Source organism: Francisella hispaniensis FSC454, from assembly GCF_001885235.1.
GTDB lineage: Bacteria > Pseudomonadota > Gammaproteobacteria > Francisellales > Francisellaceae > Francisella > Francisella hispaniensis.
The window spans coordinates 329,068-344,854 of record NZ_CP018093.1 but is presented as its reverse complement, the minus strand read 5'-3'; the positions used below and the strand labels follow the sequence as shown (position 1 = coordinate 344,854).

Below are 15,787 nucleotides of genomic sequence, written 5' to 3'. Positions count from 1 at the left end.
AAATTAAAATAAGAAACCTTAACTTTAGGGTATTTCTGATATATGAATATTATTAACAAAGAAAACCTAATCAAACAGCAAAGATATTGGCTTAATGATGCTAAAAACCTAGTTACGAGTTTATCCAAATTTTATGGAGAAATTCAGCTAGATAAAATTTCTCAAAAATTTACTGATGTAAATTCTCTTGAGCAATCTCTCTTAGCAACTCAAACAGCACTAGTAAGACAAATTACTCTCTCAAGTATCAACCAAACCTTAGTTTTTGCTAGGACAATTATTCCTGATAATACTTATAAACATTTTACTAAAGAACTAGATAACCTTGGTACTAAACCTATTGGTGACAATTTACTCTTTGATAAAGCTAAATTTGTCAGAGATGAATTTATAATTCGTGAACTAACTGCTGAAGATTTTTATAAGGAAACTGGTAGAAACACAACTGGTAAAATATTCTCACGTAGCTCAATATTTAAATATAAAGATAACTCAGAACTTAAATTTTTGATTACAGAATATTTTCTAATTTTACCGGAACAATATGATGCTTAATAAAGAGAAATTAAATGCATATTTTATGCTAATGAGATTACATCGTCCCATTCCAATATTATTGATTCTTTGGCCTACTCTTACTGCATTAGTTTTGGCAAGTCATAGTATGCCAGATATTATGTATCTAGTTATTTTCACTATCGGTGTAATAGTGATGCGTACTATAGGTTGTATTGTTAATGATATAGCTGACATAGATTTTGACAAACATGTAGCTCGCACAAATACTCGACCTTTAACAAGTGGACAATTAAGTATTAAAAATGCTATTTGGCTTTGTATTTTTCTTACATTAGTTGCTTTTATATGTGTATTATTTTTGAACTTATACACGATCTTATTATCATTTGTAGCACTATTTTTAGCAATACTATATCCGTTTTGTAAACGATTTTTTGCAATACCGCAACTTATACTCGGCTTAGCATTTAATTTTGGTATTTTTATGGCTTTTTCTGCAATACAAAACCAAATACCAGTCGAAGCGTGGATATTTTATCTATCAACAATATGCTGGACTATAGCTTACGATACTATCTATGCACTAGCTGATAGAGAGTTTGACCTAGAAATCGGTATAAAGTCATCTGCTGTTTTATTTGGTAATAAAGTATTTAGATATATTTTATTATTTAACTTCTTATCTTTGCTTCTTTTAATAATTCTTGGTATTTATTGTGATTTTAATAGCTTTTTTTATTTAGGTGTTATTATTTGCGGTTTATTTTTCATTAGAAATTATTTTTTATATAAAAAATTAGGCATCACTAATTGTATAAATGCTTTTTCTGCTAATCATTGGATTGGCTTGGTAATTTTTATTATGGTAGTGATACAATATACATAATCAAGGAATTTTTATGATAAAAGTTTTCTATGATGGTAAATGTGGTCTTTGCACTAAAGAAATAAACCACTACAAAAAGATAGCTCCAAAGAATATTTTTAGCTGGATTGATATAACAGAAATAGATCAATCAATTATTGCAAAAGAAAATCTAGATGTTATCTCATGTCTAAAAGCACTCCATGTAAAAGATAATAATGATAAATTACATATAGGAATCGATGCATTTATAATAATATGGAGCCAGCTTAATAGATGGCGAAAATTAGCAACTATTGTTAAATTACCACTGATATACAATTTTGCTAAAATTATATATAGTCTATTTGCAAAATGGCGTTTTAATCGTTTAGATCACTGTAAGATAAAATAGTTTAAATAGGAAAAAATAAATGAACTTAATAATTGGTGCAATCTTAGGTTTTATATCAGTAGCTTTTGGAGCTTATGCTGAGCATGGTCTGAAATCACAAATCTCAGCCGAGCATTTTAATTTTATCATGACCGCTCTACGCTATAATCAAATCTATGCAATTATAATTAGTGGTATAGGACTAGCTCTAATAAGTAGTAAACATCTAACTCAAAGCTTAATGCTTAAATTAAGTAGTTTGCTTTTTATCGTTGGTACAGTACTTTTTAGTTTTAGTATCTATATCTCTATAATTTGCAATATACAAAGTCTTATGAAACTTGCTCCTATAGGTGGAACCATTTTAATGCTTGCATGGATTAGCCTAGCAATAGCAGCTATCTCTCTGAAAAAGCGTCTATCAAAATAATTTTATAGATAATCACGCTAAAAATATCCAATAGATAAAAATATTGATTATTGTCATCGGGATACCAATTTTAGCAAATTCTAAGAAAGTTATTGTTATAGCTGCTTTTTTTTCTGCATTATGGATTATGATGATATTACTTGCAGCTCCAAGTATCAGTAAGTTACCAGCTATAGTACTAGCGGCTGCTAACACCATAATCTCTTTGTCAGTTGCGCCCAAATGACTAAGTAGTGGTAAATAAATAGCTACTAATGGTACATTGGAAATTAACTGACTAAGCACAACACTGACCACTAATATAACTGGGATCGAGATAAGGTTTATATCAAGGTTATTTATAACTAATTGGAAAAATCCACTTTGCCATACACTTGCCATTAATATAAACATTGCCGCAAAGAAAATTAAACTATGCCAATCTACTTTAGTTATTATCCTAAGTCTACTTTTACTAAAAAACAAAATTGGTAAGGCTGCAATAACAGTTATATAAACCAGTTTAATTTGTATTTGAAGATGCAAAAATGCCAAAATAATTTTGATAAGTATTAAGCACAGCAATATAGCCAAAGACACTTTAACTAATAATGCTAAGTACGGATCTTTTATTGATTCATATGTATGATTATTAAGTTGATAATCATTATTAAGTTGTTTTTTGTAGAAAATTTTTATTAGTAGGAATGCGGCAAACAAATTTATCAGTGTTGGAATAAACAAATAGCGAAAAAAAGTTATAAATGAATTATCTAAACCAGCTTGTGTCGCAATAAGGAAATTTTGTGGATTACCAAGAGGACTCATCACACTACCTATTGTCACGGCAAATGCTAATGTCAATAAAAGTACTTTTGGATTAATAGCATATTTTCTCGCAACTAATAAAAGCATAGGCGTACCAATAATAGCTAAAGTATCATTCATGACAACTGCAGAAGCTAATCCTGCTCCAAACAAAATATATAATAATAATTGATTTATATTTTTTGCTCTTTTAAATATCTTATAAGATAAAAAACTAAGATAGCCACTCTCTTCAAGCGCCACACCAATCACAAACATACTAAATAAAAACATCATCACATCTAAATTTATCGACTTTAAAGCATCAGCAACAGAAATTTGTCGTGTGATTAAAACGATAATTGCGCCTAAAAGCATTATTTGCCAGATTTGAAGTTTTATATTACCAATTTGTCTAATCGCAATAAGTATAAAAACACCTATCAAAACTATTATGGGAATTATCATATATTTATAGCCTTTTAGATTTATTAGTAAAATACAATAGACAAAATATAATAAAAATGGCAGTGTTTTTTTAGTCAAAGTTCAAACTTTTTTAGGCAAAAATAGTAAATTGATTGTGCGCGATTGGTTTCTGCAACCAAATTTGATACCAATTAAACTGGATAGCTATTTTATAATAATCCACCAGTTAGTAATCTAAAATCTTTTTCAGTTTCCCAAATTTTGACTAACTCATCAAAATTTTCATCAGGATTTTGCATAAGGTGAGCAAGGTTATCAATTTTTTCAAACTCATCTTTAGTTAGACTATTAAACTTATCATAGCCACCATATCCACCAGCTGGTCCATAGGTATAAATAATTTCGTTATTCATCAATGCATGAAAGTCATAAAACAACGACCACAACACAACAATAGCTCCTCTTTCTGGCTTAGCATTATAAAAATGCTGCGGATCAAGTTTCCCAGCACGAATGCCAAGCCAAGCATCAGCAGGAAAATCAAATTTCCTCTCTGGTATATCGTATGGATCAAAATTCTCATTCAAACTAAAACTACCGTCTACATCAATCGTTATCCAGCGATTTTCTTGTTCGTTCCAATACTGATTTATCCAATGATCAGTGCTTACATTTCCAAGTTCACCCATATCAAAATATGCAGCGTGACCGGCGCGAACTCGCGCTGGAATTCCTTTTGACTTCAAAATACTTGCGACCATTATTGAAACAAAACGACAAGTTAAAACTAATTTATCTTTTGGTTCGCGATCCTCTACAAATCCACTATTATTACGTCGATACAGTTCGGTGAGCATAGCGCCAGCAGTCACTAAGATATCATCCTCTGGTTGTCTCCACCATGGGACTTTTTGCATATTGCCGAACTTTAAATCAGCGTTAGTGCCAGTATTTCCAGCTGCAAGAGTTGTACGGTGAATAAAGTTTTTGCGAACCAAAAGTCCAATTTCCCGAATATCATCAGGTAAATCATTTTTGAGTTTATCTTGATATAATCCTGGATAAGTAAAAGTGCTAAATTTTAGATAATGTTTTTTGATTTCTTCGTTTATAAATTTATCTTTTGAATTATATGACTGAGGAGCAGCTAGTATGATACTTGGAATCAATGATAAAGTTGTAATTAATAAACGCATTATTTTAGCCTTTATAACTAAATAAAATATGTCTAGGAGTTTATATAAGAAATTGCTATATAAAAAGGTTAAATTATCTGAGTATTTTGTCTCTGTAAACGCTAGCTTTTATATAAATTAAGTTATTCTATAATGTTTTTTTCAAATATAAGCAATATCTAAAGAAAGAGTTCTAAAACCCTCAATGCTTTTTTGTAGCAATTGTTTTTATCTTTATTTACTTGTAGTTTGCAATCCTTGACCCGTACGACCAATTTGCCTTGGTCATCTGACAATCTATAATAGCTTTAAAAGTTCTATATTTTTTTACTATATAGGTTTTAGCCACCCTATTTTATCCCTAATTTAAAATTATCGCATCGCTCAACTTATGATACGTTTTAGCAAGTGCTTAGTTGATGTTAGTTGATAACGTTTGATACTATGAAAGGCTTTGTTTTATTGATTTTATTTGATTTTTGATATTGGTTAAATCTAGTTGAAATTAGACTATGGCGGAGAGGAAGAGATTCGAACTCTCGATAGCCGTTAAGCTATACACGCTTTCCAGGCGTGCTCCTTCAACCACTCGGACACCTCTCCAAAGAAATATTAAGTATACAGTAAAAGCTTATATTTTCAACTTTTAGATAATCATTACTCCACCAGAGACAAACATCAAAATTATAAATAAGCTCTTTAAAAGCTTTGGTGAAATTATCCCTAAATAATTAACTGCCATAAGGCTACCAGGTAATGCAAATATACCCGATGATACCAGCAATGGAATATTTAGGTAGCCAAGAGTTGATGGTACATTAATACTAATCCCATAAGTAAGTACAAATGCTGCTATTGATGAGTTTATAAGTACACAGACACTAGTTATGGCTATAGCCTTTTTGATATCTATACCAATCTTTATAAAAAACATTGTTGCAAATGTTGTCGAACTTGCCAAAACACTCAAAACACCACAAAAACTAAAAATACTATATCTAGCACTTCTAGGTAATTTGACAGCCTTATTATCATTATGCAATATCATCCAGATACCACTACCAAACAACAATATTGCAAAGACTATTTTTAATAGATCTGTATTTATATATTTTGCGACTATTGAGCCTACTAGCGCCCCTATAGATAAATATACTAAATAATACTTTAATTCTCCTAAGTGTATATTACCCTTACGATAGTGTTTGTATGTTGCTATTGAACTTAAAAATATAGACATCCCACAACAAGTTGCTATAGCTATTTGCATAGCAAAGTCCGCCCCATAAGTATGTACAATTATAAAATAGAATGCCGGTACAGCTATTAAACCTGCACCACCACCAAGTAGCGTAGAAATAAAACTAGCTACAAAACCAACTATTGCCCCAAATATAATTAGCATATTTTTTCCTTTTTAAAGTTATTTTATTTAAGATAGTTATAGACTGTTGCGCGACTAATACTTAGTGCATTTGCAATATATTTACTAGCATTCTTAGCATCTAGCGCGCCCTGTTGTTTAAGTTCCAAAATCAAATTTTTCTTTTGATCCCTAGTTAGATTATCAATTGATAAATTATTATCTATACAATATCTCTGAACAAAATTGTTAATTTTTTCATAAAAAGTATCTCTAAAAAGGCTCTGTTGCTGCTGCGATATTTGCATATTGTTATTATTTAGAAACACATTTATTAAGTTTTGATATCTATCAAATACAGAAACATCTAAATTTATACATAATGTTCCAACGGCATTATCAGTTGAATCTTTGATTACAGTAACAATACACTTCATCTTACGACCATCATAATTTACCTTATCATATGGTCCTATTACAAAATCATCATAGGCATCTAAATCCATATGGTCTAAATATGATATATCTCCGATCTCTCTTTTAGAAATAGGATTAAAAATCGCTACTATCTTGTTCTTAGATAAATCATGAATTACTACTTCTGCAAAAGGATGTAAAAGCTTACTTATAGCATCTGCGACATTTATAAATGTTTTTAATTCCGGCCTCATTTTTATAACCAAAATTATTTTTTAGATATTTTATTCTAATTTAGACTTTTTTGTCAATAATATTTCAAGAAGATTTCAATTTAGCATTGCGACATATATTTACAAAGTTAACAATTATAGGTCCAATAATATTCTGCCAAATTGCATAAAAAGTTGCAGCAATTGCTGCTTGATTACCAAAGAAAGCTAAAGCTATCACAATTCCTAAACCAACATCTAATATACTAAACTCAAATAATAACGCTAGCCTACTATCAATATCTAGACCTAAAACTCTGCCTATTAAATAACCAAAAATATTAGCAAATATACTAAGTATTATAACGCTTAGAATAATATCGGTTGGTACAAGCATCATAGTATCTTTGTTTAAAGCTGTTACGACCATTACTATCAACATAATCAAAAGTATCGGAATATTAGAGATTTTCTTTAAAGTTGAATCATTTAGCTTGGTAAATTTACTAATTAAAATTCCTAAAACTATAGGTACAATAACTATTATTGCCATAGTTTCAAACATACCAAACCAATCCAACTTAATACTCTTTGCAAAGAAAAAATAAATGATTAATGGCATAAATATTGGTGCTAATAAAGTAGTCAAAAAAGTTAAACTGACAACCAATGATATATTTGCTCTAGCTAATAAAGCCATAACCCCAGAAGCTGTACCTCCAGGGCAGGCCCCAACAATAACTAAACCTATCAACGCTGTTAAATCTAAACCAAAGAACTTACCAATTATATAGGCCGCTATTGATGTAACTGTTAATTTCAGCACCAATATAACGAGTAGCTTTCCCTTGAGATTAGCTACCTTCACAAAGTCTTTTGCTTGTAAATGCAGCCCTATAATCAACATAATAGCAGCCAATAAATAAGTAATATAAGGCTTTAATGGTATAAATACAGAAGGTATTGAAATTGCTAAAACAACTCCCGCTATCACTATAATTGCAAAATATTTTTGGATAAAGTTCATTTTCATCATTCTTAAGTAAATTTTTTTGAACTATTTTACATAAAAAATTAAATATAAGAATAGATTTTCATCTTTTATAACATATAAGATAAGAAATAAGCTTGAAAAACTTTGACTAGATATTTTTTTAATAGCTACTTTTTATTTTTTGATCTACGACATCTTTCAGAACAGTATTTTACCTCATCCCATACTTTTGCCCACTTCTTACGCCAAGTAAATGGCAGACCACAAACGATACAATTTTTTGTCGGGAGATGCTGTTTTTTCATATTCGCAAATCCTCAAGAAATTTTTTACTATCTTGCCTAATTAGTTCTTTCTTCTCATCAGTCATCTTTTCATAAGATTTATATATCATTGCTAAGCGTGGATTATTAGCTAGCTTTGTGTTATTTCTCGCTAAAAAGTCCCAATATAAGTAATTAAATGGACAAGCATCATCTCCATTTTTCTTACTGACTTTATAACCACAATTATCACAGTAATTAGACATCTTTTTGATATAGCTACCACTTGCAGCATAAGGCTTACTTGCCAAATGTCCACCATCAGCAAAAAGCACCATTCCTGATACATTTGGTAGCTCGACCCACTCATAAGCATCGGCATATACCAACAAATACCACTCATTGACATACTTAGGATCAATCCCAGCTAATAATGCAAAATTACCCAAAACCATAAGTCTTTGAATATGATGAGCATAGGCATTCTGTTTAGTTTCTTTGATACATTGATGCAGACAATTCATTTTGGTATCAGCATCCCAGTAGAAATTAGGTAGCTTACGTGTAGCTTCAAGATAATTCATATCGCGATAATCTGGCATTTTCAACCAATAAACTCCACGCACAAACTCTCGCCAACCAAGAATCTGACGGATAAAGCCCTCAACAGCATTTAAAGGAGCATTGCCATTATAATATGCGCTTTCCGCAGCTTTGATACATTCTAAAGGTAGCAGTAAGCCACTATTGATATACATAGAAATATGTGAATGATACATCCATGCTTGCCCCTCAAGCATAGCATCTTGATAGTCACCAAAACTACCAAGCCTTTCTTTAATGAATAAGTCCAATGCTTTGAGAGCTTCTTCTCGAGTAACTGCATAATTAAATGGCTCAATATCACCAAAATTATTACTGAAAGTTTTCTCAACCAGATCAATTACACGCTTAGTTATATCATCTGCTGTACTTTTATATGATTCTGGAACTTTAGTATTAGTACTTGGTGTTTTACGGTTTTGACTATCATAATTCCACTGTCCACCTTCTGGCTTGCCATCACTATCAAGCAAAATATTATTTTTAGTACGCATATAACGATAGAAATATTCCATGCGTAATTGTTTATAGCCTTTTGCCCAATTTGTAAACTCTTCAATTGTAGCTAAAAATCTGTCATCTGTGCGTATCTCAACATCTATTGAAAAATCTTTTTGCCAACTTTGGATATCTTTTAATACGCGATACTCGCCTGGCTCAGTGATAATAAGCTTTTGTATGCCAAGCTTTTCAACAACTCGCTGTATTTCTGAATAAAATGAACCGGTATTTTTTGGATCATCTAGTTTTGTATAACAAACTTTATAGCCTAATTTATGTAACTTAAGTGCAAAATGGCGCATTGCTGAGAAAACATATACAAGCTTCTTTTTATGATGCTTAACATAACTAGCCTCTTGCATTACCTCACACATCATTACAATATCATTTGCTTTATAACAATCTTTCAAGCTAGAGATACTCTGTGACAGTTGATCTCCTAGAATTAATCGTAAAGTCCTCATTAGAATAATTCTCCTTGTATACTCTCCACCTTGTGTTGAGTAGATTTTATTTTTCTAGGCTTTTTCCTACTAGCATGTTTTTTGACAATATTTTTAGTTTCTTGACTATTTTTTGAGTTTTTTCTAATCTTATAAACATTATCCGCAGCAAATTTCCGTGCCTGTTTCTCATCAACAATTGGATCTGGATAATCTACAGCATTATGTTTTTCTAGCCATGGTGTATGAATATTTTCATCAGTTACATTTTCTAGCTCAGGTACCCATCTTCTAATGAATTCACCATTAGGATCTTGATCAATACTCTGCTTAATAGGATTATAAATACGGATACTATTTATACCTGTAGTTCCAGATTGCATTTGTACCTGTGAGTAATGAATACCTGGCTCATAGTCAGTAAATAATCTTGCTAAATACAATGATGTGATATGCCAATCTAACCACAAATGATAACTTGCGAAACTCATAAGCATCGCTCGCATCCGAAAATTTAACCACCCTGTTGCAATCAAGGCTCGCATACATGCATCTATCATCGGATAACCGGTATTACCAGTTTTCCATGCTTCAAAATATTGTTTATTTATTGGTTCTTTACGTAGTTGATTATAAGCTGGATGTAGGTTTTTATACTCAATACTTGGTTGATCCTCTAACTTTTGCATAAAGTGACAATGCCAACGCAGACGCGATAAAAATGATCGCATTGCGCTTAGCCATTTTGTTTTATTTTTTATACTGCTATCTTTGATTTCATTTTTACGCTGATTAGCAACTTGATATACTTCTTTTATCGATATAACTCCAAAAGCTATATATGGAGATAGTCTTGAACAACTTTTAAAAGCTGTCACAGGTGAGGACATTTCTTTGGTATAACCACAACCTCTTTCATACAAGAAACTATCAAGAATTCTAAGCGCACGAATACGACCACCTTTTTGTCTTTTATAGGAGTTATCATACTCTAAACCAAGGCTCTCAGCAGTAGGTATTTTAGTTTGATTTTCACAAATAAATTTAAGTTCAGTAGGTGCTTTGATAAGCTTTTCACTCATACGTTTATGCCATAGCAAAGCCCATTTATCTCTATCAGCTAAACAACGAACTACACCATTTTGATATGGTTGATGCCATGTAATATTATTTTGTTTAAAAAACTTCTCAAGCTTAATATCACGCTGATATGTCCAGTTATTCCATGTTTCTTGATGTGACCAGATATTCTTAACAGAATATTTTTGTATTAGCTGTTCAAAAATCTCTACAGCATCGCCAACCATTATAATTAAAGATTGCCCCAATTTTGTGAGCCCAGTATTTAGCTCTTCTAGACACTCTGATAAAAACAAATATTGCCTATAGCTCATATCTGGCTGTTGCCAAAGCTCAGGCTCAATTATGTATAGAGGTAAAACATCTCCTTTTTCAGATGCTAAAGATAAGGCTAAGTTATCATTTATGCGTAAATCACGCTTAAACCAAACCACTTGCATTTGTATGATTTAACCTTTTTTGATGTTTTGCAACTCTTCCGGTTACTCTTTTTCGCCAAAGCCTAAAGCTACTCGGCTTAAGATTATTTCGCATAATCTTTATAACCTGAGGTTCTGATAACCCTGTTATATTTTTTATTGCATCAAATGATGTTTTATCACACCATGCCATTTCTATAATTTCACTAGTTGTTATATTTCTATCATTCATAAATAAAACCTAAAAATTTATAATTATGGAGCAATTTCTTCACCATCCCATGCAAAACATTTACCACTATCATCTGCTTTCAAACTATCTAAAACTTCAATTAGCTTACTAGCTGAATACTCTGGTCTGAAAAGCTTACCCTCAGGTACCCTAGCTTGGAAAGGTTCAGAAAGATAACTATCGACAGTCCCTGGATGAAGCCCTACTATCACAGCACTTGGATTTAAACGCTTAGCTTCAATACTTGCTGTTTTGATAAACATATTTAAAGCAGCCTTTGAAGCTCTATAAGCATACCAACCACCAAGCTGATTATCAGATATACTACCAACTCTTGCAGAAATAGCTGCAAATATAGATTTGGTATCTTTGGCTAGTTTTGGGATAAAATGTTTTGCAACAAGAGCAGGGAAAATTGTATTTGCTTTAAAAAGCTCAATAAATTTATCTGCCAATAGTTCTTTTAGCGACTTCTCTGGTTTTATATCTTGAGTGTGTAATATGCCAGTAGCAACAAATACCAGATTAATAGAACCTGATTTATCATAAACATATTTTGCTGCTTTTTCGATTGTTGATTCATCAGTATAATCAATCTGTTCATAAACTACACCTTCTACACAATCAACTACTTTAGCACGCGAAAAAGCATAAATATTAGCATTTGGATATAATTGACTTAATCTCTTGGTTACCGCACTACCTATAGCACCAGAGGCACCTATAACAACTAAATTACCACTCATAGTACTCTCCCAAAATTATGCTCTAGTACTACAAGTATACAAATAAGATTATAGATTTTTTATACAGATAAATGAATATTAAGAAAGTTTAATTTTAAACAAACATACTCAAGAAGCTAAGGAATCAACTCTAACCCTAACTCTCTCAAGAATTCATTATGTTTACTTTTACTTAATTCTATTTTACTTTCAATATCTATCAAATCTTTATTTACACTTTTAATATCAACTTTAGGTTCTGGCTTAGCTGTACTTATATAACGAGATATATTCAAATTAAAGTCATTCTTTTCAATTTCTTCTAGCGATACGCAACGCGAATAACGATCTTCTTCTTTACGATATTGATAAGTGTTTATAATCTTTTGTATATGCTCTTTTTCAAGAGTATTTTGTCGCTTACCTTTTTTATAGTTTTCTTCAGAACTTGCATTTATAAACAATATATCATCTGATTTCTTACACTTTTTAAGAACTAATATACAAACTGGTATTCCTGTTGAGAAAAATAGATTTGAAGGTAGCCCTATTACAGCATCAATATTACTATCCTTTAAAAGCTTCGTACGAATATTTACTTCTGCCCCACCTCTAAACAGCACACCATGAGGCAATATAATAGCCATAGTTCCGCCATTATCAAGAAAGTTAAAACCATGTAACAGAAAGGCAAAATCAGCTGCTGATTTTGGAGCGACTCCATGACTTTTAAAACGAGTATCTTCTTTTAGTCTATCATCAGGATCCCAACGATAACTAAATGGTGGATTTGCCACAATAGCATCAAACTTTATTTGTTTGCTTGGGTTTTCTTCTTGTAAAATACTCCAATCATTTGCCAAAGAGTCTCCATGAAAAATTTCAAACTCAGAATCTTTCAAACCATGTAAAAGCATATTCATACGACAAAGGTTATAAGTTGTTATATTTTTTTCCTGTCCGTAGATCTTGCCAATACTTCCATCTTTTTCTTTTTTGATTTGTTGGCGAACATTTAGTAACAATGACCCAGAACCACAAGCAAAATCTAAGACTTTATCTAAATGCTTTTTTTTACCCAAGCTAGGGTCTTGGCAATCTAAAGTTACTATCTCAGAAAGAATTGTAGAAATCTGTTGAGGAGTATAAAATTCTCCAGCCTTTTTACCAGACCCAGCAGCAAACTGACCGATAAGATACTCATAAGCATCTCCTAGCGTATCACTATCTGTAGAAAATCCAGCTATACCAGTAGCTATTTTACTAATTACAGTACAAAGCTTTTTATTTCGTAATGGATAACTTTTCCCAAGCTTATCAGAATCTAGATTTATCTCAGAGAATAACCCCTTAAAAGAGCTTCCAAAAGACTCGTTTTCAATATATTTTAATCCTCTTTGTAAAATTTTTAATAAATCTATATGATGAGTTTTTGCTAAATTTACAATATTACTCCATAGGTAGTCTGGATTAATAATATAGTGTGTCTTTTTTCTAATTTCTTTTTCAAATTCTTCTACATGCTGTGGGTTTTCATCGTACCAAATTTTTAATGGTGAAATTATTTTAGTAACATTTTCAGTATGTTTCTCTTTTTTCTTTATATCAGAGTTATCATCTATTTCAATTGCAACATTTATTTCTCTTGCTTGAGGATATTCATCACCTAAAAACTTCTTTACAGTTTCTTCATAGTTATCTGACAAATAGCGTAAAAATAAAAATGAAAGCATGTAATCACGAAAATCATCAGCATTCATCGCGCCACGCAATTCATCTGCTATTTTCCACAATGTTTCACCTAGTTGTTTTTTTTCTTGTTCACTCATTATTATTTCTCTTTATGTCTTGTTCAATTTGCTTAAGCTCTTCTATATCCTGAATGTCTGCTTCTATTGCTTCTTGTTCTTTTCTTTTCATATCAAATTCAGAATATACTCTTTCAACCATTTTTTGCATTTGTTGACGACTGACACTTCCAGCACCTTTAAGTACTTCTTTATCATTAAACTCTATGATACGATCAATATTTTCTTTCCAAAAACTCATATTTATATTTTGACGATTTTTAGCTCTTAATTCAGCAGTCTCTAAAAAGACTATTACAAATCTATTTAGACTATCTAACTCATCTGCAGTAAGATAATTTTTTGCTATATAAATATCTTGTTTTCTAACTCTATCACCCTTGAAACTTGTAAGAGACATATTTGGCTGAGTATGATCTGCCCTACTAGTTATAAGTTCAGCTGCTGTTTGACCAGTTATAGCAAATAATAATTTATTCTGAGTTTCAGCATAAAAAAGCTGTGTTTCTTTATCAGTGGCATCATAATCTTGACTAAGCATAAAAAGATCTCTTACTTTTTGATAAAACCTTTTTTCCGAAGCTCTAATATCTCTAATTCGAGCTAAAAGTTCATCAAAATAATCTGGGCGACCATCTGGATTTTTTAGCCTGTTATCATCTATAACAAACCCTTTTATCATATATTCACTTAGATTTTTATTCGCCCACTGACGAAACTGAGTACCTCTTTTACTTCTAACTCTAAAGCCTATTGCCAAAATCATCTCTAATGAATAATGAGTAACATTATAGCTTTTTCCATCGCTGGCAGTTGTCAAGTAATCCTTTACAACTGAATTTTTATCTAGCTCACCTTCTTCAAAAATATTTGATATATGCAAACTTATATTTTGCTTTGTTGTAGCAAATAGCTCTGCTAATTTTGCTTGACTTAGCCATGCTGTGCCATCTTTTGCAAGTAGTGAAACAGTAGCTTTTCCATCTACAGTATTATAAATAATTACATTCGACTCTTGTTCACTCATTATTATTTCTCTTTAATTATTTTAGGTAGTTCAAATTTATACCTATCTAAAAAAGCATTTAGCATATCGCTAAATAACTTTTTTGTATCTTCAACCATTTGTTTAGGCTCATAAATAGAGTATTTACCATGACTTAGTAAATTTAAAGCCCTTGAGTATAAAACCTCATCATCAATACCTTTTATACATACCGAAAAATCTTTATAACCAAAAAATGTTGCTGTCTTTTCCATAATACTACGCAACATATTAAAATGATAAGTAAATAACTGCCCACTCTCACAAGCTTTTTTTAGTTCACTTAGTATCGATACATGATGAAAAAAAGGGGTATCTTCTGTAGTTCTTAATGTATAAACATTTTCATTATTTGGACGATGATAAAAATAGCTTTTGAATTTCTTAGAGCTTCTAAACTCATTATGTAAAACATTAAAAAACAATCCATGATGTGATGATATGACTGTTTTTATATTATTATCACTACTTTTCAGTAACTGAGCTAAATCACTAGCTACTGCTATAGCATTATTATCATCTAATGATGATATAGGATCATCTATATATAGGTATTTAACCCAAGCATAAGCCTCTTGCTTTTCTATAGCTAAGCGAGCCACCGCAAGAAAAAAACACCATATAAAAATATTTTCCTCACCACGAGAAACTTTTATATTATCAACTAACTGTAAATTTTTCTCTTCAGTTCTATGATTTAAAACTAACTCTTGTTTACTAAAAGTAACCGTTCTATTTTTATAATCAATTTTAAAATCAAAATCAGCATAACGGTTTAGATACTCTGCTATACGGCTCTCCATTTCTAGCTCTTCTAACCCATCAAAAAAATGAGACTCTCTAAAATGTAGTACTCTATTACTATCTGCTTCTAAGTCATTATCCCAATAAAATAAATCCTCTGTAAAAGCGTTAAAATACAAAGTATCTCTATTTTTATTTTTTTTATCTTTTTGTCTAAATTCCATAGATAGACGAGTTTTACCAGTACCATTATAGGCAAATAGTAGAATTAGATCGCAATCATTTAAATCATTTCTTAAACGGTTAGTGACTAAGTTATCTAAAGTTTTATAGGAGTATATTTTTGGACTACCACTCATAA

17 protein-coding genes and 1 tRNA gene are annotated in these 15,787 nt (G+C 31.1%); 4 read left to right on the top strand and 14 right to left on the bottom strand.

The annotated features are described in order from the left end of the window. Window positions 1–42 precede the first annotated feature (42 nt). From FSC454_RS01800 to FSC454_RS01785, 4 genes are read left to right on the top strand one after another with little or no spacing between them, the layout of a single operon-like run. The gene (locus FSC454_RS01800; RefSeq protein WP_066045666.1) at window positions 43–555 is read left to right on the top strand and encodes a chorismate--pyruvate lyase family protein; all 513 of its coding nucleotides are present in this window, start codon (window positions 43–45) and stop codon (window positions 553–555) included. Then, window positions 548–1,405, top strand: a complete 858-nt coding sequence (gene ubiA, locus FSC454_RS01795) for a 4-hydroxybenzoate octaprenyltransferase (protein ID WP_066045668.1) — start codon at window positions 548–550, stop codon at window positions 1,403–1,405. The genes FSC454_RS01800 and ubiA overlap by 8 nt, the downstream gene beginning before the upstream one ends. A 13-nt stretch (window positions 1,406–1,418) precedes the next feature. Next, complete coding sequence (locus FSC454_RS01790; RefSeq protein WP_066045671.1) at window positions 1,419–1,778, top strand: thiol-disulfide oxidoreductase DCC family protein; 360 nt, start codon at window positions 1,419–1,421, stop codon at window positions 1,776–1,778. Window positions 1,779–1,797: 19 nt separating this feature from the next. Beyond that, the gene (locus FSC454_RS01785) at window positions 1,798–2,187 is read left to right on the top strand and encodes a DUF423 domain-containing protein (protein WP_066045674.1); all 390 of its coding nucleotides are present in this window, start codon (window positions 1,798–1,800) and stop codon (window positions 2,185–2,187) included. Between the two features lie 12 nt (window positions 2,188–2,199). On the opposite strand, the gene FSC454_RS01780 is transcribed toward FSC454_RS01785, so the two are convergent. The 14 genes from FSC454_RS01780 to FSC454_RS01715 all read right to left on the bottom strand — a co-directional run bounded on the left by FSC454_RS01780 (window position 2,200) and on the right by FSC454_RS01715 (window position 15,785). Beyond that, complete coding sequence (locus tag FSC454_RS01780; protein WP_066045677.1) at window positions 2,200–3,441, bottom strand: ArsB/NhaD family transporter; 1,242 nt, start codon at window positions 3,439–3,441, stop codon at window positions 2,200–2,202. 170 nt (window positions 3,442–3,611) lie between these two features. Continuing rightward, window positions 3,612–4,598, bottom strand: a complete 987-nt coding sequence (locus FSC454_RS01775; protein WP_066045681.1) for a transglutaminase-like domain-containing protein — start codon at window positions 4,596–4,598, stop codon at window positions 3,612–3,614. 492 nt (window positions 4,599–5,090) lie between these two features. After that, window positions 5,091–5,180 (bottom strand) — tRNA-Ser (locus tag FSC454_RS01770). Window positions 5,181–5,223: 43 nt separating this feature from the next. Beyond that, window positions 5,224–5,982, bottom strand: coding sequence for a sulfite exporter TauE/SafE family protein (locus FSC454_RS01765; protein ID WP_066045684.1), 759 nt, complete (start codon window positions 5,980–5,982; stop codon window positions 5,224–5,226). Between the two features lie 23 nt (window positions 5,983–6,005). Beyond that, entirely contained in the window at window positions 6,006–6,629 is a 624-nt protein-coding gene (locus FSC454_RS01760) for a helix-turn-helix transcriptional regulator (RefSeq protein WP_066045687.1), read from the bottom strand. A gap of 46 nt (window positions 6,630–6,675) precedes the next feature. Next, a complete protein-coding gene (locus tag FSC454_RS01755) occupies window positions 6,676–7,605 on the bottom strand; it encodes a bile acid:sodium symporter family protein (RefSeq protein WP_080555306.1) in 930 nt (309 codons plus the stop codon). Between the two features lie 125 nt (window positions 7,606–7,730). Further along, complete coding sequence (locus tag FSC454_RS01750; RefSeq protein ID WP_014547659.1) at window positions 7,731–7,868, bottom strand: DUF2256 domain-containing protein; 138 nt, start codon at window positions 7,866–7,868, stop codon at window positions 7,731–7,733. After that, on the bottom strand, window positions 7,865–9,394 hold the full coding sequence (locus tag FSC454_RS01745; protein ID WP_066045690.1) for a cryptochrome/photolyase family protein: 1,530 nt from the start codon (window positions 9,392–9,394) through the stop codon (window positions 7,865–7,867). The genes FSC454_RS01750 and FSC454_RS01745 overlap by 4 nt, the downstream gene beginning before the upstream one ends. Then, window positions 9,394–10,893 carry an FAD-binding domain-containing protein gene (locus FSC454_RS01740; RefSeq protein WP_066045692.1) on the bottom strand — a complete coding sequence of 500 codons (1,500 nt, stop codon included), beginning with the start codon at window positions 10,891–10,893 and terminating at the stop codon, window positions 9,394–9,396. The genes FSC454_RS01745 and FSC454_RS01740 overlap by 1 nt, the downstream gene beginning before the upstream one ends. After that, a complete protein-coding gene (locus FSC454_RS01735) occupies window positions 10,874–11,104 on the bottom strand; it encodes a TIGR03643 family protein (protein WP_014547656.1) in 231 nt (76 codons plus the stop codon). Before FSC454_RS01735 ends, FSC454_RS01740 begins: the two co-directional genes overlap by 20 nt. A gap of 23 nt (window positions 11,105–11,127) precedes the next feature. Then, on the bottom strand, window positions 11,128–11,850 hold the full coding sequence (locus FSC454_RS01730; protein WP_066045696.1) for an SDR family NAD(P)-dependent oxidoreductase: 723 nt from the start codon (window positions 11,848–11,850) through the stop codon (window positions 11,128–11,130). Window positions 11,851–11,966: 116 nt separating this feature from the next. Then, entirely contained in the window at window positions 11,967–13,658 is a 1,692-nt protein-coding gene (locus FSC454_RS01725) for a type I restriction-modification system subunit M (protein ID WP_066045699.1), read from the bottom strand. Further along, the gene (locus FSC454_RS01720) at window positions 13,651–14,664 is read right to left on the bottom strand and encodes a virulence RhuM family protein (RefSeq protein WP_066045703.1); all 1,014 of its coding nucleotides are present in this window, start codon (window positions 14,662–14,664) and stop codon (window positions 13,651–13,653) included. Before FSC454_RS01720 ends, FSC454_RS01725 begins: the two co-directional genes overlap by 8 nt. A 2-nt stretch (window positions 14,665–14,666) precedes the next feature. Beyond that, entirely contained in the window at window positions 14,667–15,785 is a 1,119-nt protein-coding gene (locus FSC454_RS01715; RefSeq protein WP_066045706.1) for an AAA family ATPase, read from the bottom strand. Between the last annotated feature and the right edge of the window lie 2 nt (window positions 15,786–15,787).

Bases quoted from the DNA above. Each gene is read 5' to 3' on its own strand.
- FSC454_RS01800 (WP_066045666.1), top strand. From the start codon at position 43: ATGAATATTATTAACAAAGAAAACCTAATCAAACAGCAAAGATATTGG.
- ubiA (WP_066045668.1), top strand. From the start codon at position 548: ATGCTTAATAAAGAGAAATTAAATGCATATTTTATGCTAATGAGATTA.
- FSC454_RS01790 (WP_066045671.1), top strand. From the start codon at position 1,419: ATGATAAAAGTTTTCTATGATGGTAAATGTGGTCTTTGCACTAAAGAA.
- FSC454_RS01785 (WP_066045674.1), top strand. From the start codon at position 1,798: ATGAACTTAATAATTGGTGCAATCTTAGGTTTTATATCAGTAGCTTTT.
- FSC454_RS01780 (WP_066045677.1), bottom strand. From the start codon at position 3,441: ATGATAATTCCCATAATAGTTTTGATAGGTGTTTTTATACTTATTGCG.
- FSC454_RS01775 (WP_066045681.1), bottom strand. From the start codon at position 4,598: ATGCGTTTATTAATTACAACTTTATCATTGATTCCAAGTATCATACTA.
- FSC454_RS01765 (WP_066045684.1), bottom strand. From the start codon at position 5,982: ATGCTAATTATATTTGGGGCAATAGTTGGTTTTGTAGCTAGTTTTATT.
- FSC454_RS01755 (WP_080555306.1), bottom strand. From the start codon at position 7,605: ATGATGAAAATGAACTTTATCCAAAAATATTTTGCAATTATAGTGATA.
- FSC454_RS01750 (WP_014547659.1), bottom strand. From the start codon at position 7,868: ATGAAAAAACAGCATCTCCCGACAAAAAATTGTATCGTTTGTGGTCTG.
- FSC454_RS01745 (WP_066045690.1), bottom strand. From the start codon at position 9,394: ATGAGGACTTTACGATTAATTCTAGGAGATCAACTGTCACAGAGTATC.
- FSC454_RS01740 (WP_066045692.1), bottom strand. From the start codon at position 10,893: ATGCAAGTGGTTTGGTTTAAGCGTGATTTACGCATAAATGATAACTTA.
- FSC454_RS01735 (WP_014547656.1), bottom strand. From the start codon at position 11,104: ATGAATGATAGAAATATAACAACTAGTGAAATTATAGAAATGGCATGG.
- FSC454_RS01730 (WP_066045696.1), bottom strand. From the start codon at position 11,850: ATGAGTGGTAATTTAGTTGTTATAGGTGCCTCTGGTGCTATAGGTAGT.
- FSC454_RS01725 (WP_066045699.1), bottom strand. From the start codon at position 13,658: ATGAGTGAACAAGAAAAAAAACAACTAGGTGAAACATTGTGGAAAATA.
- FSC454_RS01720 (WP_066045703.1), bottom strand. From the start codon at position 14,664: ATGAGTGAACAAGAGTCGAATGTAATTATTTATAATACTGTAGATGGA.
- FSC454_RS01715 (WP_066045706.1), bottom strand. From the start codon at position 15,785: ATGAGTGGTAGTCCAAAAATATACTCCTATAAAACTTTAGATAACTTA.